This window comes from Halobacillus sp. Nhm2S1 (genome assembly GCF_019599545.1).
Lineage (GTDB): Bacteria > Bacillota > Bacilli > Bacillales > Halobacillaceae > Halobacillus.
Map to the genome: position 1 here is coordinate 1 of NZ_JAIEZV010000008.1, position 18,792 is coordinate 18,792.

The window sequence follows — 18,792 nt, forward strand, 5'->3', positions numbered from 1 at the left end:
ATATTGATGTGGTGGTGAAGGCGAAGAGGTCACACCTGTTCCCATGCCGAACACAGCAGTTAAGCTCTTCAGCGCCGATGGTAGTCGGGTTTACCCCCGTGAGAGTAGGACGCCGCCACATCATTGAGAAAACCTTCAGGATTCGCTCCTGAAGGTTTTTTGTGCTTTATATTCGAATCTTTTCTTTCTCTACTATTTCATTAAAATCTATTTTCTTTATTTTATATGTATAAGGTTGATAGATTCGGAGATACTATTTGTAAAGGCGTAGGAAGTACAGAGAGGAGGAGAACGAATGAGCCGGAAAGACTATTGCAGCATATGTGATAAAGAAACAGAAAAGGGAATTTATCTATTAAGGGTTTTTATTTGTGAAGATTGTGAGAAAGAAATGATCGACACGCCTGCCGATGACCCGAAATATGATTACTTTGTGAAGCGTATGGCCAAAGCCCATCGTTCTATGATCCCGTCTTAATATAAATGAGCGTAGCAGCTATGAAGAAGAATACATCCATCCTCGTATGCAGGGTGGATTTTTTACTGTCCAGCCATAGAACATTCCGCGCTGAGAAGAAATTCAGCGGAAAACACACCTCCGCCTCCAGTGTCAGACCCTCACTACAAAGCTAAGTATCATACGGATGACTACCTGCTTTCCTCCTTTATATACTCCTCGTGTCCAAGGAGGCTTGAATTTTTACTATGCCTAAGGGTGTATTGCTTGTCTGTAGCTATTTATGTAAGCTTGAACATGGAAGAAGGTGATTTATATGAATCCTACATATATGCCGCTGTACGAAGCGCTTAAACGGAATATAGAACGAGATCCTGTATCTTTTCATGTCCCTGGTCACAAGTATGGAACGGTGTTTAATAAACAGGCCTATGAAACATATCAATCAATCTTACAATTGGACGCTACAGAAGTCGAAGGGCTGGATGATCTGCACGCTCCAGAAGGTGTGATTGAAGAAGCTCAACACATGGCCAGTGACTTTTTTAATAGTGACCACACCTTTTTTCTAGTGAATGGTACAACAGTCGGAAATATGGCTATGATCTTATCTGTTTGTCATCCTTGGGATGAGATTATTGTCCAGAGAAATTGTCATAAGTCTGTACTGAACGCTCTCGAACTTTCGGGTGCATCCCCTGTACTTATTTCTCCAAGGTATGAAAGGAAAACAGGACGACATAGTCAAGTTTCTGTGGAGGATGTCGAGCAGGCATTAAAGAACCATCCTGATAGTAAAGCTGTGTTTTTGACTTACCCGGATTACTTTGGAAGAACGTATGATTTGGAAAAAATCGTAGAAGTCGTTCATAGCTACCGTATCCCCTTACTGGTGGATGAGGCTCATGGGGTTCACTTTCAACTCGGAAAGCCCTTCCCTGTGGCTGCCTTAACAGCAGGGGCAGATGGTGTGGCCCAGTCTGCCCATAAGATGGCTCCAGCGATGACCATGACTTCATTCCTTCATGTCCAAGGAGACAGAATCGATCTCACCCGGGTTCGTCATTATTTGCAAATGCTTCAGTCGAGCAGTCCTTCCTATCCCCTTATGGCGAGTTTAGACGTGGCGAGGGCTTATTTAGCTTCTTGGAATTCTTCGGACAAGAAAGAGTTGTTTTCTTTCTTAGAACAGGTGAAGTCCTTGTTTAGCTCATATGACTATTGGGATGTAAAAACGACGAATGATCCGTTGAAGCTTACACTTGAAGTTCGAGGAGGAACCGGTTTTGAATGGGCGGACGCCCTGGATGCCGTGGGAATCGTCCCGGAACTTGCTACAACGAATCAAATTCTGCTCGTGTTTGGACTCGCCCCGAGTATGGATTTAATGCTTTTGAAGGAACGACTCAACACCTTGGATTCCCAATTAAAAAAGCACACAAACCGTGCTACAATAATAGAGGATCAAATCCATTTTCCAGCGGTTCAAAAACTGGAATACAGCTATTCATTCATGCAAAGAATGGACGTGGTGAGAGTGGATTGGCAAGAAGCTGCAGGATGCGTGGCAGCAGAAGCAATTATCCCTTATCCACCAGGCATTCCTTTAGTCATGAAGGGAGAGCGGTTGGATGAGGAACAGATAGCTCAGGTGCATTCCTTGGTGAGTCAGGGTGCACGCTTTCAAAATACTGGTATGGAACAAGGTGTTCTTGTTTTTAAAGGAGAATAGATGTGAAAGGTTTGTTTGTAACGTTCGAGGGTGGCGATGGAGCTGGTAAATCGTCCATCCTGCGTGAGATTGGAAAAGAATTGAGAGAGCAGGGGTATTCCGTCCTCGAAACGAGAGAACCTGGCGGGATTCGTATCGCAGAAAAGATACGAGAAGTGATCCTTGACCCTTCTCATACAGAAATGGATGGGCGTACAGAAGCTCTGCTCTATGCAGCTGCACGCAGGCAGCATCTCGTAGAAATAGTCATCCCGGCCTTAAATGAAGGGAAAGTTGTGCTTTGCGACCGTTTTGTAGACTCCAGCCTTGCCTATCAGGGAGCGGCCCGCGATCTTGGTCTGGAGGAAGTTCTTAAGATCAACGAATTCGCGATCGATGATCACATGCCGGATGTGACTTTGTTATTTGATATCAAGCCTGAACGAGGGTTGGAGAGAATTGCTGCGAACCAGGGAAGAGAGAAAAACCGTCTTGATCTTGAACATATCGGTTTTCATGAAAAAGTCTATGATGCCTATCAGCGACTGGCCGAACATAATAAGGAGCGGATCAAGGTAATCAATGCTGATCAGGAGTTTGAATCTGTGAAAAAAGAGGCGTACCATGTTTTGAGCAATTACCTGCCATCATAATTCCCAGGCATTTGTTATAATAGGAGAAAACACCCAACAGGAGGGTATGATTGCATGAAGATGATCATTGCGGTCGTTCAGGATAAAGATAGCAATCGTTTGACGGATGCCTTAGCAGAGAATGACTTTAAAACGACCAAACTATCAACGACAGGTGGGTTCTTACGTGAAGGAAATACCACATTCATGATCGGTTGTGAAGATGATGAAGTCGATGATGCATTGGATATTATTAAAGATAATTGCAGCCAGCGTGAACAGATGGTCGCTCCGATTTCACCCATGGGGGGAAATGCGGACTCATACATTCCAAAGCCAGTAAAGGTCGAGGTAGGAGGAGCCACTGTATTTATTTTGCCGGTCGATTCCTTTTTTCAGTTTTAACTTAGAAGGGGTAAAAGTATGAAGATCAATCAAGAAATACGGACACAATTGGATGCGGCAAAAAAACAATCCTCTCATCAGACGAACGGCAAGCCTAGTTTTGATGCGATGGTCCAGTCCCAAACAAGGCAGCTGCAAGAAGCCCAATTGAACCGGCTGATGAATCGGATAACGGCACAGGGGGAGCGGGTGGCAAGGGCTCGGTCCTTCCGTGATTTGGCTAAATACAAGCGTCTCATCAAAGATTTCATGAAAGAATCCGTTCAATATGGGATGAATTTGAAGCATTCCCACAGTTGGAATGCACATGGACAGACTCGTAAGTTAACGATTGTAGAATCTGTCGATGAGAAGTTATCTGAACTGACAGAGGCAGTTATGGATCAAGAAAAGCGAACGGTTGACCTGCTTGGACTGATCGGTGAAATCAAAGGTTTGCTCATCAATTTATATACGTAAGGACGGAAGTAGTATGCAGACTTGGACACAAATGAAAGACATCCAGCCTCTAGCTGCGCAAATGCTGATGAACAGTTTCAAAAAGGATCGGATCTCACATGCCTATTTGTTCCAGGGAAATCGCGGGACCGGTAAACGGGAGATGAGTATTCTTTTTGCCAAAAGCATTTTCTGCAAAAATAGAGAAGGGGCGGAACCTTGTCAGAGCTGTCGGGACTGCCACCGAATCGATTCAGGGAACCACCCTGATTTGCACTGGATTGAGCCTGACGGGCAATCCATAAAAAAAGAACAAATCCTTCACTTGCAAAAAGAATTTACTTATACAGGTCTTGAGTCAAATCGAAAAGTCTATGTGATCGTCGATGCAGAAAAAATGACGGTCAACGCTTCAAACCGGTTATTGAAATTTCTAGAGGAACCGAGCCAGCAGACGACAGCTATGCTGCTGACAGAGAGCGGTTCGACCATTCTTGATACCATCAGGTCCCGCTGTCAATTGCTCGCCTTTCAGCCTTTGAATCCCTTGCGTATTCAGGAAAAATTGGTCGAAGAAGGCGTCTCTGAATCGAATGCGAAACTTTTGTCATCGTTAACAAATAATTTGACAGAAGCCTTAGAGATGAATGAAGATGAGTGGTTTGCGAATGTGCGAAAACTAGTGATACAATTAATTGAAGTGCTTCAAAATAAACCAAATGAAGGACTTTTGTTTATCAACCATCAGTGGATGCCTCATTTCAAAGAGCGAACGCAGTTGCAGCGTGGTCTGGATGTATTGATGCTCTGGTTTCAAGATGTAATTAACCAACTTTTGGACCGGGAAGAATCGATTATTTTCACGACAGAGAGAGAAAAATTAAACCAGGCAGCGATGCGTTGGTCACGTCAGTCAGCAGCGCGGAGCTTAACGGATATTCTTGAGGCGAAACGAAAGATAAATCAAAATGTCCATCCTAATTTAGTGATGGAACAACTTACCCTTCAACTACAGAGGTGATGATCGAATGATCGAAGTTGTAGGTGTCCGATTTAAGCAGGCGGGTAAGGTATACTATTTCGATCCGGGGGAACTGCGGATGACGACGGATGATTATGTCATCGTCGAAACCGTACGCGGGATCGAATTCGGAAAAGTTGTCATTGCTAATAAATCCATAGATGAAGAAGACGTTGTTTTACCTCTTAAAAAAGTCATCCGTATGGCAGATGATAAAGATAAAGTGACGGTGGATGAAAACAAAGACAACGCCGCAGAAGCTTACCGGGTTTGCGAAAAGAAAATCCGTGAACATAAATTGGACATGAATCTTGTGGATGTCGAATACACGTTTGATCGTAATAAAGTCATTTTCTACTTTACGGCTGATGGCCGTGTGGACTTCCGTACATTAGTCAAAGATCTTGCGTCTGTTTTTAAGACGAGGATTGAACTGCGCCAAATCGGTGTCAGGGATGAAGCGAAAATGCTCGGGGGGATCGGTCCATGTGGACGGATGCTTTGTTGCTCAACGTTTTTAGGTGATTTCGAACCTGTTTCTATTAAAATGGCCAAGGATCAGAATTTATCCTTGAACCCAGCGAAAATTTCCGGCCTTTGCGGCCGCTTGATGTGTTGTCTCAAGTATGAGAATGATGATTACGAAAATGCGAAGAAAGAGCTTCCTGACCTCGGTGAAAGCATTGCGACATCCTTCGGTAAAGGAAAAGTCGTAGGGCTTAATATGCTGGAGCGTATGGTGCAGATTGAATTCCGAGACAAAGAGCGCGTCCTTGAATACTCTCTGCAAGAGCTGATCGATGAAGGAGTTCTTCAAACCGAAGCCTCAGAATAAAGGGTGGAGTCGATCGTGAAGAAGAAAGCCATATTTGAACAAGTATCCCATTTTGAAAGTCAAATCGGTGAGCTCTATGAGCAGCTCGGCGATTTAAAAAAACAGCTGGCCTATCTCTTAGAAGAAAACCAGCACTTATCGCTTGAAAATCATCATTTGCGACAACGTTTAGAGAAAGAAAATGAAAAAGAGCAATCTTCTTCAGGATCCAAGCAGGACAAGGGGGCAGTCGTCGGGGAAGGCTATGATAACCTCGCGAGACTATACGAAGAAGGCTTTCACATTTGTAATCTTCATTTTGGCAGCCCGAGAGATGAAGATTGTCTCTTTTGCTTATCTTTTTTGAACAAAAAGAAATAATTCCAGGTCCAAGCCTTTCCTTGCTCGTTCGAGGAAGGGCTCTCTTTATATCATGAGTGGGTTAAGAGTGGCTTTCGAAATATTTGCCTGAGTTAGGGAGCTGCGGGAAAAGGTGCGCATTCCATGGGGGACGCTGAGCTTCCTCACGCTATGCTCTACGGGGGACAGCTGCCCTGCAAATCCCATTGTCTCAAAACTGAGTATTAAAATTATATATCATAGAAAATAGAGTGAAAAAAAGAAAGGAAAGCGGCAATGGTTCAATTATATGGAGATGAACGAATTGATTTTTTATTAGCGAAAGAAAACATGCGGATTATACAAAGCCCGAGCGTATTCGCATTTTCGTTGGATGCGGTGTTACTCGCAGACTTTACTTACGTACCAAAAACGCGCGGAAAAATCCTGGATTTATGCACAGGCAATGGGGTTGTCCCTCTTTTTCTTTCCACGCGCTCCAATGTTCCGATTACTGGAGTGGAAATTCAGGAGCGTCTTTATGACATGGCCCTCCGCAATATCGAGCTGAATGGCCTCGGAGATCAACTGGATATGATTCATGGGGATTTGAAGGACATGCCTGGTCATTACGGAAATGACAAGTTCGATCTTGTCACATGTAACCCTCCTTATTTTCCTACTCCCAAAGCGGATGAACAGAACTTGAACGAGCATTTGGCGATCGCAAGGCACGAAATCCACTGCAGTTTAGAAGACGTGGTAGAGTCCTGCAGCAGACTCGCCAAATCCGGGGGCAAAGTATCTATGGTTCATCGCCCTGAGCGCATGGTGGAAATCATCCAACTATTTAAGAAGTACAAGCTCGAACCGAAGCGTATGCGTCTTGTGTATCCGAAAGAAGGAAAAGAAGCCAATATTCTACTGATTGAAGGTGTCAGAGACGGAAAGCCAGGTCTGAAATTCTTACCTCCGTTGTACGCTCTTACGAATGGGGACGAATATACACAAGAGTTAAGGGAAATTCTTTATGGAGAATAGTCATTTTGTTTATATGCTCAAATGTAACGACGGTACCCTTTACACCGGATATACGAACAATCTGGAAGCTAGACTAGCAAAGCATCAGAGCGGCAAAGGAGCCAAATATACAAGAGGGAGAGGCCCACTCGTATTAGAGGCATATGAGGTGTATGAAACGAAGTCAGAAGCCTTACAGCAAGAATACCGGCTAAAACGAATGACAAGGAAAGAGAAAGAATGCTGGATTGAACGAAGAAAGGAAGGGGTGAGCGTGGATGAACGTACAAAAAAGTTTCATGGATCGTGAACGAGGAACGCTCTATATTGTTCCCACTCCAATCGGGAACCTGGAAGATATGACCTTCCGGGCCGTCCGAACTCTAAAAGAAGTGGATATGATTGGCGCCGAGGATACGAGAAATACGAGAAAATTGCTCAATCATTTTGAAATTTCGACAACACTGGTCAGTTACCATGAACATAACAAACATACAAAAGGGCCCGAGTTGATTGACAGACTCGATAACGGTCAGAATATTGCCATTGTCAGCGATGCCGGTATGCCCGGAATATCAGATCCTGGAACAGATCTCGTCCAAAGAGCGATAGAAGCAGATGTACCAGTCGTTGTTCTGCCAGGCGCAAATGCTGCCTTACCTGCCCTAGCCGGATCAGGGCTTTCTACAGAAGAATTTTACTTTCATGGGTTTCTTCCTAGAAAAAAGAAAGAACGTACGGGTGTCTTACAGAAGTTGCAATCCATTCAAGCTACCCTGATTTTTTATGAATCTCCCCATCGATTGAAAGAGATGTTGAGCCATGTCCATGAAGTGCTTGGAGACAGAAAAGCCTCGTTAGTAAGGGAATTGACGAAACGGTATGAAGAATATGTGCGCGGGGACTTGGGAGATTTAGTCGATTGGGCTCATTCTGAACAAGTTCGTGGAGAATTTTGTATAGTGATTGAAGGAGCCGATGATGTAGAACCTGCGGAAACTCAGTGGTGGGCCAGCTTATCTGTCATCGATCACGTCCAACACTACATTGAAAATGATGGATTGAGGAATAAAGAAGCAATCAAGCAGACAGCTTTAGACCGGAAGCTCCCGAAAAGGGAGGTCTATCAGGCTTATCATGTAGAAGAAAATTAAAAAAGGCATCAAAAAACCCCTTACTGTCAGGCCTGTAAACAGTAAGGGGTTGCTTTAACATATGTCTTTTTTCTCTCTGTTACCAGTAAATCGTCTCTTTTTTTCTATTTATCTCTAAATCTAATTTATTTAAGGTTGTCTTGTAGTTCTGAAAGGAGCATTTGTGCGCCTTCCTTGCTTAGGACTAGATTGCCGTTTGCCAGTTTCATATTTTCATCTGAAACTTCCCCTGTGACATGGCAAGTCATGTTGGGCTTATATTTTTTAAGGACGATGCGGTCATCATCCACATAAATCTCCAACGCGTCCTTTTCGTTAATGCCTAATGTGCGTCGTAGTTCGATCGGAATAACCACGCGACCGAGCTCGTCGACTTTACGTACGATACCTGTAGATTTCATATTTCTGTCTCCCCTCAATCAAAAGTTTTGCTGTCATGTTTCGACATATGTCTCGACAATATAGTACCAACCATTCCCAGACGTGTCAATTACTTAAAAAGGGATAAGAATTTCCAACTCCACATACTGGTGCAGGTATTGAAAAAGGGTGAGTGAAGCGTTTCATCCAGGCCTCATTCCATCTCAACCCATCCCTTTCATCCCATATCTGGTTGGTTTATCCAACCTGTCTATATACATTTTATTTTACCAGAGTATTTACAGATGTGAAATTATAATGTTTGGTTCTTTTGACAGTTTTACGTAAAATTCGGTATATTTTAATGTTAGGAATGGAAATAAAGAAGATAAATCGATAGAATGATACCATGACCTTTTATGACTTATGGTATGAAGATTTTGAGGAGGGAATAGGATGCCTGAGGAAAACAAGACGTTTTATATAACGACACCTATTTATTACCCTAGTGGTAATTTGCATATTGGACATGCTTATACAACCGTAGCTGGTGATGCAATGGCCCGCTACAAGCGTTTGCGAGGATACGATGTCATGTATTTGACCGGAACGGATGAGCATGGACAGAAGATCCAGCGGAAGGCAGAGGAAAAAGGAGTCTCCCCACAAGCTTACGTTGATGATATTGTGAGCGGAATTAAGCAATTATGGGATAAACTTGATATTTCCTATGACGATTTCATTCGTACAACACAGGATCGCCACAAAGTAGTGGTAGAGAAAATTTTCGATTACTTAATGAAAAAAGGCGACATTTATTTAGATGAGTACGAAGGTTGGTATTGTACTCCGTGTGAATCCTTTTTCACAGAACGTCAGCTTGAAGACGGCCGCTGCCCGGATTGCGGCGGGGAAGTAGAAAAAGTGAAAGAAGAGTCCTACTTCTTCAAGATGAGCAACTATGTGGATCAATTGCTTGAGTTCTATGAAAAGAACCCGACATTCATTCAGCCGGAAAGCCGTAAGAATGAAATGATCAACAACTTTATCAAACCAGGCCTTGAAGACTTGGCTGTTTCCCGGACGACATTCGATTGGGGAATTGGAGTACCAGGAAATGAGAAACACGTCATTTACGTATGGATTGATGCGTTGAGTAACTATATTACAGCGCTTGGCTACGAAAGTGATGATGATTCCAAATATCAAAAATACTGGCCGGCAGATGTTCAGCTTGTAGGGAAGGAAATTGTACGTTTCCATACCATCTATTGGCCGATTATGCTGATGGCTCTTGATCTTCCTTTGCCGAAACAGGTATTTGCCCATGGCTGGATTTTAATGAAAGATGGAAAAATGTCCAAATCAAAAGGGAACGTCGTGGACCCGGTTCAGCTGAGCGATCGTTATGGTCTCGATGCTTTACGTTACTACTTGCTTCGTGAAGTACCATTCGGCTCTGATGGGGTCTTTACACCAGAAGCATTCGTTGAACGTACGAACTATGACCTTGCGAATGACCTCGGAAACCTGTTGAACCGTACAGTGGCGATGATCAGTAAATATTTCGATGGTGAAATTCCAGCTCTGAAACTAGGCGAAGATGAATTTGATCAAAGCCTTGAAAAACTTGCCCAAGAGACGAGAATTTCTGTCGAAGACTCCCTGGAGAACATGGAGTTTTCTGTGGCTCTTGCAGATCTTTGGAAATTCGTCAGCCGTACGAATAAATATATTGATGAGACGCAGCCTTGGGTTCTGGCTAAAGATGAAAACCAAAAAGAACGCCTTGGTAATGTGATGGCTCACCTGGCTGAATCTCTGCGTCAAATCGCCGTTATGCTTCAGCCGTTCTTGACGCAGACGCCCGAGCGTATCTTCCAGCAGCTTGGAGTAACAGCAGATGAGCATAAAGCATGGGAAAGCTTAAGTGAATTTGGAGTTCTTCCAGCTGGGACGAAGGTACAAAAAGACCAGCCGATCTTCCCACGTCTTGATGCGGAAGAAGAAACCCAAATCATTAAAGACATGATGAAGAAATCTGCTCCTCAAAAAGAAGAAAAGAAAGAGGAGAAAAAAGATCAAGCAGAAGAAGTAACCATTGATGACTTCATGAAGCTTGATTTCCGTGTCGCCGAAGTCGTGAAAGTCGACAAGGTGAAAAAAGCAGATAAGCTGCTGAAAATCCAACTGGATCTCGGATATGAGCAACGCCAAGTCGTCTCAGGCATTGCCGAACACTACACTCCGGAAGACCTTGTTGGTAGAAAAGTCATTTGCGTAGCCAACTTGAAGCCGGTCAAACTCCGCGGGGAATTGTCTGAAGGGATGATTCTTGCAGGAGAAGATGACAATGGTTTATCTTTGGCATCTGTGGATCAGACGTTAAAGAATGGTACGAAAGTGAAATAACACACCAACAAAAAGGGAAAGCTCTCCATAGTGCTTTCCCTTTTTTACATGATGATTATTTGATGAAGGTGGGAATAAGAATGTTGTTTGATACGCACGTCCACTTGAATGCAGATCAGTTCGAAGAGGACTTGGAAGAAACGATTGAAAGGGCTCAAGAAGCTGGTGTCCAGTATATGACCGTTGTAGGCTTCGACAGGAAAACGATCCCGAAAGCGATGGACATTGCTGAGAGATATGAAGATATTTATGCCGCTGTAGGCTGGCATCCCGTTGACGCCATTGATATGACGGAAGAGGACCTTCACTGGATCGAAGAATTATCCCAGCACCCAAAAGTTGTCGCGATCGGAGAAATGGGACTTGATTATCATTGGGATAAGTCACCCAAAGACGTACAAAAAGAAGTGTTCCGTAAACAGATCCGACTGGCAAAGAAAGTGAAGATGCCAATCGTCATCCACAATCGGGAGGCGACCGATGATATCGTTGAAATTCTCAAGGAAGAGAATGCTGCGGAGGTTGGCGGTATCATGCACTGTTATAGCGGGCCGGTTGAAACGGCGTTTGAGTGTATCGATATGAACTTTATGATTTCCTTGGGAGGTCCTGTCACCTTTAAAAATGCAAAATTACCGAAAGAAGTGGCCAAAGCAGTGGACCTAAAGCATTTATTAGTTGAAACGGACTGCCCGTTCCTTGCTCCGCATCCAAACCGTGGGAAACGAAATGAACCTGCGTATGTGCAACTGGTGGCGGAACAAATTGCCGAGTTGAAGGGTATTTCCTATGAAGAGGTCAGTAAAACGACAACCTCGAATGCTCTCGAATTCTTTGGAATTCAGTCGTAATCACGGAGATCTTGGAAGGTTTATTACAAAAGCCATCCAATTGTATGGGAAATGTAACATGTTTGTTATGTTAATCGTCTAGGTAAAATAGCATAATAGAGGAGTCAGTGATGGTCATGCTGGCTCCTCTATTTTTGTGTAAAGAGGATCCATTTGACATGAGTTTGTCACTTGACTACAATAAAACGCGTGCTTTAGAAAGGAGGCCAAAGGATGAAAATAGGAAACCTGTTAAAATCAGCCATTAGTCATATGATGGTATGGGCAACTGTGATTGCCGTCCTATGCATCGCCTTTTTAGTAACCGTTTCGTATGAAGCTACTAAAGCTTCTGTGCAAGTGACACAAAATGGGCAGAAAGAACTGATCCGCACTCATGCTGATACAATCGATGATTTATTATCAGAGCTCGATGTCACTGTCCAACAACATGATGAATTATCACATAACTTATCCGATCCGGTTGAATATGGAATGGATGTCACCTACATAGCATCTAAGTCTATCAATCTAGCCATCGATCGTAACCATACAGAAGAATACTTTACAACTGCCTCTACGGTGGAGGAGTTCTTTGAGCAGGAGGGTCTGGAGTTCAATAAACGGGATAAAGTTTCCCATGATCCTGATGCTCTCATCGAAGAAGGCATGGACATCGAAGTCCAGCAGGCCTTCCAAGTGACCGTCAATGATGGCGGGGAATCTGAAAAAGTCTGGACCACGGCGTCAACGGTTGACGAACTGCTTCAAGAAGAGGGAATTACCCTGAACGAACTCGATGAGTTGAATCTCAGTCAAGAAGAAGAGCTTTCCTCTGACGAAAATGTCACAATCACTAGAGTCGAAAAAGTGACGGATATTGTTGAAGAAGAAGTTGACTTCACAGTAGAAACGAAGAAAGACAAATCTCTTCCAAAAGGGGAAAAGAAAGTCGTTTCCAGTGGTGAAAAAGGTTTGATTACGAAAGAATACGAAGTGATCTTGAAAAACGGCGAGGAAGCAAGCCGTGAACTGGTCAAAGAAACAGTGGAACAGGAGAGTAAGACAGAAGTCGTTGCTCTTGGAACGAAAGTAGAGAAAAAAGCGACAGTTGCTTCAAGCTCGTCCAGCTCTTCTAGTTCGTCCTCCAGTAAAGCATCTACAACGGTATCTCGAAACGATACAAGTGGAGCGAAGACCTTATATATGCATGCCACAGCCTACACGGCAAATTGCTCGGGCTGTTCTGGTATTACGGCTACAGGCATTAATTTGAAAGCAAATCCTAACCAAAAAGTTATAGCGGTTGACCCGAACGTTATTCCACTTGGAAGTCGCGTCTGGGTAGAGGGATATGGGTATGCCATTGCCGGAGACACAGGCGGAGCCATTAACGGCAACCGAATTGATCTATTCGTTCCTTCCAGGAGCGAAGCTCTTAAATTCGGTTCGCGTAATGTAAAAGTGAAAATATTGGACTAATGGAGATAGCAGAGGAATCGTTCCTCTGCTTTTTTCCGTGTATAGACTCATGGTATGCTATGGGAAGATGATGAAGGGAACGCAACAGGAGGAAGGTACGTGAAAATTAAAGAAGTGATTGTCGTGGAAGGGAAAGATGATACGGCCCGAATTAAATCAGCCGTCGATGCCGATACCATCGAAACGAATGGATCTGCGATTGATGAGCACGTTCTTGAGCAAATCAAACATGCCCAGGAGAAAAGAGGGGTCATTATTTTTACAGATCCTGATTACCCGGGAGAGCGGATCAGACATATCGTAAGCCAGCATGTTCCTGCGTGCAAGCATGCCTTTTTACCAAAACATCGGGCAAGGGCCAAACATGACAAAGGAATTGGAATCGAACATGCGTCCATTGCTGATATCCAAGAGGCTTTGTCTGCGGTTTATGAACTAATGGATATTCAAGAAGGTGAAATTGTAAAAACTGATCTCGTTAACCACGGGCTCATCGGAGGGCCAAAAGCAGGTAAACGGCGTGAAAAATTGGGGATTGCCCTCAAAATTGGCAAGACGAACGGAAAACAGTTATTGAAACGATTGAATATGTTCCATATTACATCCCACCAGCTGAATGAAGCGATGGATAAGATCATACAGGAGGAAAGAGATGAACAGTAAAGCAGTAGCCACACCTACAAGAACGAAAGAAATTTTGCAGACCTTCGGGTTTTCCTTTAAGAAAAGCTTGGGACAAAACTTTTTAATTGATGTCAACATCTTAAAAAATATCATCGCAGAGGCGGGGATCGACCGTTCAGCAAATGCGATAGAGATTGGACCAGGGATTGGGGCTTTAACAGAACAGCTGGCTCAGCACGCCGATCGTGTCGTTGCTTTTGAAATCGACCAGCGTCTCCTTCCCATTCTGAAAGAAACTCTTGGTTCCTATGACAATGTTGAAGTCATCAATCAGGATATTCTGAAAGCAGATGTTGCACGTGTGATCGCTGACCAATTCAAACCGGGTCAACCGGTCCGTGTCGTAGCCAACCTTCCTTATTATATTACGACGCCTATTCTGATGAAACTTCTGATGGATCGATTGCCGATCGACAGCATAACTGTCATGATCCAGAAAGAAGTGGCGGATCGTATGGCTGCTGAACCGAATACGAAAAGCTACGGTTCTCTTTCCATTGCCGTTCAGTATTATACAGAAGCAAATGTCGTCTTAAATGTACCTAAGACCGTCTTTATGCCCCAGCCGAATGTCGATTCTTCGGTTTTGCATCTGGAAATGCGGGAAAAACCGCCTGTTGATGTTGAGGATGAAGAATTCTTCTTCGACGTTGTGAAAGCAACATTCGGTCAACGCAGGAAGACATTAATGAATAACTTAGCCCGTCATTTTAATGGGGAAATGGATAAGGATGAGTTGAGAAGCCGCTTGGAGAAGGTCAATATCGAACCATCTCGACGCGGGGAATCTTTGTCGATGCAGGAATTTGCCGATCTAGCCAACGTTTTGTATAAGTAGTTGTAAATAGACACAAAGCCCATGCTCACACATACACTACAGTAGTGTATAGAGTGAGGTGGGGAAGTGATGATATCAAGTGGAGACCTTGTAACACGGAAATCCTATCAGCACGACATCATTTTTCGAGTGAAGACAGAGAAGGGACCGCTCTTAAAATTGATGGGCGAACATGTACGACTCGAGGCCGACGCCCCTCTCGATGATCTTGAAAAAGTAACCGGAGCTGAGTATCACCGTAGAAAAAGTGAAGTGGATGAGAAAGAAGCCTATTCCTACCGTTTGTTTCGTCAGGATTACAGGCTGCTGAAAGAAAAAAGGGAAGCAGAAGCGGGGAGCGGCTACACAAGCAATAAAGAAACGAACTATTTTCAAATTCCGCCCCGTATTCTTCATATAGATGGAGATCCATTGTTTTTAAAGAAATGCATCGCTTTATATGAACAACTTGGTTTACAAGTCCATGGACAATATCTTCATGAAAAGGAGATGCCAAACCAAGTCCTGTCCCTAATTGAAAAAGTACACCCGGAAATTGTCGTTTTGACGGGACACGACTCTTACTCCAAAGCGAAAGGAACCATCAGGGAGTTGGAGTCTTATCGTCATTCCAAGTATTTTGTAGAAGCTGTGAGGAACATAAGGAGAAAATATCCGAACTTCGATCAAATGGTCGTCTTTGCGGGAGCCTGCCAATCCCATTTTGAATCGATCATCAGGGCCGGAGCCAACTTCGCGAGCTCCCCTGCCCGGGTCAACATCCATGCCATTGACCCGGTTTATGTTGCTGCCCGTGTGGCTTACACTTCGTTCATGGACCATATCAACATATGGGAAGTCATTCGCAATACCATAAGCGGAGAAGATGGCCTTGGGGGAATTGAAACCAAAGGATTGCTCCGCATAGGTATGCCTTACACCGAAAACCAAACAGAAGAAACCGAAGAAACATAAAGCCAAGCCGTCATCTCACCATGACGGCTTTTTTATATTCAATTCCATCAATGGGGGCTTTGGGGGGAGAGTCCTATGTATGGGTGTTTGAGAAAATGAAAAAAAGTTTACATACTTTTCCTTGAAATGGATAAGCTAACCAGGACCGATTATTTATATCATTCTGTTGCATTGTTAATGCTCAGTTGGTATAATTAATAATTTTATTTGACTTTGTCCCAGGTCTGTGGTAAAATAATTTACAGTGAGGTGGAGTGCAGTGGCTAAAACGTTAGTAGAAATCAAGCAATCCCTTGAAGGGCAAATTGGTAAACGCCTAACTTTGAAAGCAAACGGCGGACGCCGTAAAACAATTGAGCGATCCGGTGTATTGGCAGAAACATATCCTGCTGTTTTCATTGTAGAGCTGGATCAAGAAGAAAATGCTTTTGAACGTGTATCTTACAGCTATGCAGATGTACTTACAGAGACAGTCGAATTAAATTTCGACGACCTACAGACTATGGCACTTGAGCAGTGAACCAACCGTTTGCTGCTTTTTTATTTTGTCTGCAAAAAGGAATATCATTCATAAAGATCAAGAAGGAATCATTACCATCCTTACATACAACTCCCTTGCTTGTCCGTGCCGTGTTCCGCACATACTACCATTGTCGTAGCTGAGTGAAAGCGAAAGGAGCTGAAGACGATGGGACGTAAGCGCAGCATGATGTCCGATTCGTTGAAAGAAGAGATCGCGAAAGAACTTGGGTTTTACGACAAGGTAGAAAAAGACGGATGGGGCGGCATTTCTGGGCGGGATGCCGGCAATATGGTAAAACGAGCAATTCAAATGGCAGAAGAACAAATGGTGAACAGCCAACAGTAAGCTTTTCCCCCTGGTGCTTGATGCTCCAGGGGCTTTTTCCTTTCTCGTGCCTCTCACCACCCCATCAAATATGGTACAATGCTTTCAGAATCATATGGAAAATGAGGTGCTTGCATGCAAATACTTGAAAAAGCTCCTGCGAAAATTAATTTGTCTCTCGATGTTTTACATAAACGTCCGGACGGATTTCATGAAGTAGAGATGGTCATGACGACTGTGGATCTTGCGGATCGCATTGAATTGACTCTTCTCTCTGAGAATGAAATCAAAGTGGAATCGGAAAGCCGTTTCGTCCCGAATGATGAGCGTAATTTAGCCTACCGTGCGGCTCAATTATTGAAAGACCGCTTCGGTGTAACCCAGGGAGTTAAAATTTTCATTGAAAAGAACATCCCTGTAGCTGCTGGCCTTGCTGGAGGGAGCAGTGATGCCGCAGCTGTCCTGCGTGGTGTAAACCGGATGTGGGGGTTAGGTTTGAGCATGGATGAATTGGCCGAACTAGGATCTGAAATTGGTTCGGATGTGTCTTTCTGTGTGTACGGAGGAACGGCACTCGCGACGGGTCGAGGAGAAAAAATCGAACACCTTCCTGCCCCTCCGCCATGTTGGGTAGTCCTTTCTAAACCTACGCTTGGTGTATCTACTCAGTCGGTGTATAAGAATCTTAACTTGAGTGCTGCTGAGCACCCGAATACGGAAGCCATGGTGAAAGCACTGAAAGAAGGAGATTACTACGGCATTTGTAAGAACGTCGGCAATACACTGGAGGGTGTGACGCTGCAGATGCACGAGGAAGTCGGTCAAATTAAAGATCAGATGAAACAGGCGGGCGCAGATGCGGTTCTCATGAGCGGAAGCGGTCCAACTGTATTTTCCCTCGTTGAACACGATGCGCGAGCTCAGAGAATTTATAATAGCTTAAAGGGCTTTTGTACGGAAGTTTTTATGGTTCGAATGCTTGGATACAGAGAACCACTTGATAAATAACGTACGAATTTGTTATATTTAATGAAAACATTCGGATTTAGAGGTGTCTTTGTATGAAAAGAAGCGAAAGACTTGTCGCCATGACTCACTATATTCTCGATCGACCACGAGAGCTTATTTCCCTTCCTTTTTTCTCGGAAAAGTATGATGCTGCAAAATCATCCATCAGTGAAGATTTAGGAATCATCAACAAAATGTTTCAACATGAAGGAATCGGCTATTTAGAGACGATTTCAGGAGCAGCGGGTGGAGTAAAATATATCCCTGCTTTCTCAAAAGAAGAAAGCCATCGTTTCGTCGAAGAGCTATGTGAGAAGTTGGAGGACCCGGCGCGGCTCCTTCCAGGTGGTTATTTATTCATGAGTGACTTGCTCGGTGATCCGGAAACAACACGTAACATCGGTAAACTGTTCGCTTCTGCTTTTCGTGATAAAGACATCGATGTAGTCATGACGGTTGCGACAAAAGGAATTCCTCTCGCTTATGCCGTGGCCTCCTACTTGAACGTTCCTGTCGTGATTGCAAGAAGAGATCCTAAAATTTCTGAAGGTTCAACGGTGAGCATCAATTATGTTTCCGGTTCAACCAGAAAGATTCAGACCATGGTTTTAACGAAGCGTTCCCTGCCTCAAGGATCAAGGGTCTGCATCATTGATGATTTTATGAAAGCTGGTGGAACCATCAATGGGATGCGGAACTTGTTGGTAGAATTCGACGCTGAATTAGCAGGAATCGGCGTGCTTGCTGAAGCGGAAGATGATGAAGAAGATCGTGTCGTGGACGATTATTTGTCTGTTGTACAAATTATGAATGCAGATGAACGCAGATCCTCCATCGAAGTCCGACCGGGAAATTTATTGGAGAATATATAAAAAATACAGTTGTAAGAAGAGCCCTCATCCTTTTGTATGAGGGCTTTTCTCATGGTTTCGCACCTAAATATACAGAATCATAAAAATTTTTTAGAAAAATTAGCAGGATTTTTTCCCGTTTTGTGGAATTTGTCTTACATAAGTTCTTTTGTATAAAAGGTGGTGAATCTAATGGAAGTAACTGACGTAAGACTGCGACGCGTGAATACCGATGGAAGAATGCGAGCAATTGCTTCTATTACCTTGGACCAGGAGTTTGTTGTCCATGACATACGGGTGATTGATGGCAACAATGGACTGTTCGTGGCGATGCCGAGCAAACGCACTCCGGATGGGGAGTTTCGTGACATTGCACACCCGATTAATTCAGGTACTCGTGGAAAGATCCAGGACGCTGTACTTGAAGCTTATCACCGTGCTGGTGATGAGGAAGAAGCTGAGGTGGAATTCGAAGAAGCCGGCGCTTCCTAATACTTACGCACAACAAGAGTCTAACCGAACCAGGTTAGACTCT

The 18,792-nt window shown here is 43.8% G+C and carries 23 protein-coding genes and 1 rRNA gene; 23 read left to right on the forward strand and 1 reads right to left on the reverse strand.

Annotation, left to right across the window (positions count from 1 at the left end; translation table 11 throughout):
* The first annotated feature begins 7 nt into the window (after positions 1–7).
* The 12 genes from rrf (at position 8) to rsmI (ending at position 7,991) form a co-directional block, all read left to right on the forward strand.
* Positions 8–121, forward strand: a 5S ribosomal RNA gene (gene rrf / locus K2225_RS19610).
* Positions 122–295: 174 nt separating this feature from the next.
* Positions 296–478 carry a sigma factor G inhibitor Gin gene (locus K2225_RS19615; protein WP_220586258.1) on the forward strand — a complete coding sequence of 61 codons (183 nt, stop codon included), beginning with the start codon at positions 296–298 and terminating at the stop codon, positions 476–478.
* Between the two features lie 295 nt (positions 479–773).
* The gene (locus K2225_RS19620; protein ID WP_220586259.1) at positions 774–2,189 is read left to right on the forward strand and encodes an aminotransferase class I/II-fold pyridoxal phosphate-dependent enzyme; all 1,416 of its coding nucleotides are present in this window, start codon (positions 774–776) and stop codon (positions 2,187–2,189) included.
* Between the two features lie 2 nt (positions 2,190–2,191).
* On the forward strand, positions 2,192–2,821 hold the full coding sequence (tmk, locus tag K2225_RS19625; RefSeq protein ID WP_220586260.1) for a dTMP kinase: 630 nt from the start codon (positions 2,192–2,194) through the stop codon (positions 2,819–2,821).
* 54 nt (positions 2,822–2,875) lie between these two features.
* Positions 2,876–3,205 (forward strand): cyclic-di-AMP receptor, encoded by a 330-nt coding sequence (locus tag K2225_RS19630; RefSeq protein ID WP_146818749.1) that lies wholly within the window; start codon positions 2,876–2,878, stop codon positions 3,203–3,205.
* An 18-nt stretch (positions 3,206–3,223) separates the two neighbouring features.
* Positions 3,224–3,664, forward strand: a complete 441-nt coding sequence (locus tag K2225_RS19635; RefSeq protein WP_220586261.1) for a YaaR family protein — start codon at positions 3,224–3,226, stop codon at positions 3,662–3,664.
* 13 nt (positions 3,665–3,677) lie between these two features.
* Positions 3,678–4,664 carry a DNA polymerase III subunit delta' gene (gene holB, locus K2225_RS19640; RefSeq protein WP_220586262.1) on the forward strand — a complete coding sequence of 329 codons (987 nt, stop codon included), beginning with the start codon at positions 3,678–3,680 and terminating at the stop codon, positions 4,662–4,664.
* A 7-nt stretch (positions 4,665–4,671) separates the two neighbouring features.
* The gene (locus tag K2225_RS19645) at positions 4,672–5,499 is read left to right on the forward strand and encodes a PSP1 domain-containing protein (RefSeq protein ID WP_160916833.1); all 828 of its coding nucleotides are present in this window, start codon (positions 4,672–4,674) and stop codon (positions 5,497–5,499) included.
* 15 nt (positions 5,500–5,514) lie between these two features.
* Positions 5,515–5,859, forward strand: coding sequence for a DNA replication initiation control protein YabA (gene yabA, locus K2225_RS19650; protein ID WP_115824783.1), 345 nt, complete (start codon positions 5,515–5,517; stop codon positions 5,857–5,859).
* 255 nt (positions 5,860–6,114) lie between these two features.
* The gene (locus K2225_RS19655) at positions 6,115–6,858 is read left to right on the forward strand and encodes a tRNA1(Val) (adenine(37)-N6)-methyltransferase (RefSeq protein ID WP_220586263.1); all 744 of its coding nucleotides are present in this window, start codon (positions 6,115–6,117) and stop codon (positions 6,856–6,858) included.
* The gene (locus K2225_RS19660; RefSeq protein WP_220586264.1) at positions 6,848–7,147 is read left to right on the forward strand and encodes a GIY-YIG nuclease family protein; all 300 of its coding nucleotides are present in this window, start codon (positions 6,848–6,850) and stop codon (positions 7,145–7,147) included. The genes K2225_RS19655 and K2225_RS19660 overlap by 11 nt, the downstream gene beginning before the upstream one ends.
* A complete protein-coding gene (gene rsmI, locus K2225_RS19665) occupies positions 7,116–7,991 on the forward strand; it encodes a 16S rRNA (cytidine(1402)-2'-O)-methyltransferase (RefSeq protein ID WP_220586265.1) in 876 nt (291 codons plus the stop codon). Before K2225_RS19660 ends, rsmI begins: the two co-directional genes overlap by 32 nt.
* 125 nt (positions 7,992–8,116) lie before the next feature.
* Here the strand turns inward: rsmI and K2225_RS19670 are convergent, their stop codons facing one another.
* Positions 8,117–8,392 carry a transition state genes transcriptional regulator AbrB gene (locus K2225_RS19670; RefSeq protein ID WP_075038313.1) on the reverse strand — a complete coding sequence of 92 codons (276 nt, stop codon included), beginning with the start codon at positions 8,390–8,392 and terminating at the stop codon, positions 8,117–8,119.
* A 415-nt stretch (positions 8,393–8,807) separates the two neighbouring features.
* Between K2225_RS19670 and metG the strand changes: the two genes are divergently transcribed.
* The 11 genes from metG (at position 8,808) to spoVG (ending at position 18,749) form a co-directional block, all read left to right on the forward strand.
* Positions 8,808–10,763 carry a methionine--tRNA ligase gene (gene metG, locus K2225_RS19675; protein WP_220586266.1) on the forward strand — a complete coding sequence of 652 codons (1,956 nt, stop codon included), beginning with the start codon at positions 8,808–8,810 and terminating at the stop codon, positions 10,761–10,763.
* 80 nt (positions 10,764–10,843) lie between these two features.
* Positions 10,844–11,614 (forward strand): TatD family hydrolase, encoded by a 771-nt coding sequence (locus K2225_RS19680; RefSeq protein WP_220586267.1) that lies wholly within the window; start codon positions 10,844–10,846, stop codon positions 11,612–11,614.
* A 213-nt stretch (positions 11,615–11,827) separates the two neighbouring features.
* Positions 11,828–13,075: a G5 and 3D domain-containing protein gene (locus K2225_RS19685; RefSeq protein WP_220586268.1), complete on the forward strand. Its 1,248-nt coding sequence runs from the start codon at positions 11,828–11,830 to the stop codon at positions 13,073–13,075.
* Between the two features lie 99 nt (positions 13,076–13,174).
* Positions 13,175–13,738 carry a ribonuclease M5 gene (gene rnmV, locus K2225_RS19690; RefSeq protein WP_220586269.1) on the forward strand — a complete coding sequence of 188 codons (564 nt, stop codon included), beginning with the start codon at positions 13,175–13,177 and terminating at the stop codon, positions 13,736–13,738.
* Positions 13,728–14,597 (forward strand): 16S rRNA (adenine(1518)-N(6)/adenine(1519)-N(6))-dimethyltransferase RsmA, encoded by an 870-nt coding sequence (rsmA, locus tag K2225_RS19695; protein ID WP_220586270.1) that lies wholly within the window; start codon positions 13,728–13,730, stop codon positions 14,595–14,597. The genes rnmV and rsmA overlap by 11 nt, the downstream gene beginning before the upstream one ends.
* 69 nt (positions 14,598–14,666) lie before the next feature.
* On the forward strand, positions 14,667–15,551 hold the full coding sequence (yabG, locus tag K2225_RS19700; RefSeq protein WP_220586271.1) for a sporulation peptidase YabG: 885 nt from the start codon (positions 14,667–14,669) through the stop codon (positions 15,549–15,551).
* 259 nt (positions 15,552–15,810) lie between these two features.
* Entirely contained in the window at positions 15,811–16,071 is a 261-nt protein-coding gene (gene veg, locus K2225_RS19705) for a biofilm formation stimulator Veg (protein WP_035511778.1), read from the forward strand.
* A 168-nt stretch (positions 16,072–16,239) separates the two neighbouring features.
* Positions 16,240–16,419 carry a small, acid-soluble spore protein, alpha/beta type gene (locus K2225_RS19710; protein ID WP_146818736.1) on the forward strand — a complete coding sequence of 60 codons (180 nt, stop codon included), beginning with the start codon at positions 16,240–16,242 and terminating at the stop codon, positions 16,417–16,419.
* A gap of 114 nt (positions 16,420–16,533) precedes the next feature.
* Entirely contained in the window at positions 16,534–17,406 is an 873-nt protein-coding gene (gene ispE, locus K2225_RS19715) for a 4-(cytidine 5'-diphospho)-2-C-methyl-D-erythritol kinase (protein WP_220586272.1), read from the forward strand.
* Between the two features lie 53 nt (positions 17,407–17,459).
* Positions 17,460–18,278: a pur operon repressor gene (gene purR / locus K2225_RS19720; RefSeq protein WP_220586273.1), complete on the forward strand. Its 819-nt coding sequence runs from the start codon at positions 17,460–17,462 to the stop codon at positions 18,276–18,278.
* Between the two features lie 171 nt (positions 18,279–18,449).
* Entirely contained in the window at positions 18,450–18,749 is a 300-nt protein-coding gene (gene spoVG / locus K2225_RS19725; RefSeq protein WP_075038302.1) for a septation regulator SpoVG, read from the forward strand.
* The last annotated feature ends 43 nt before the right edge of the window (positions 18,750–18,792 follow it).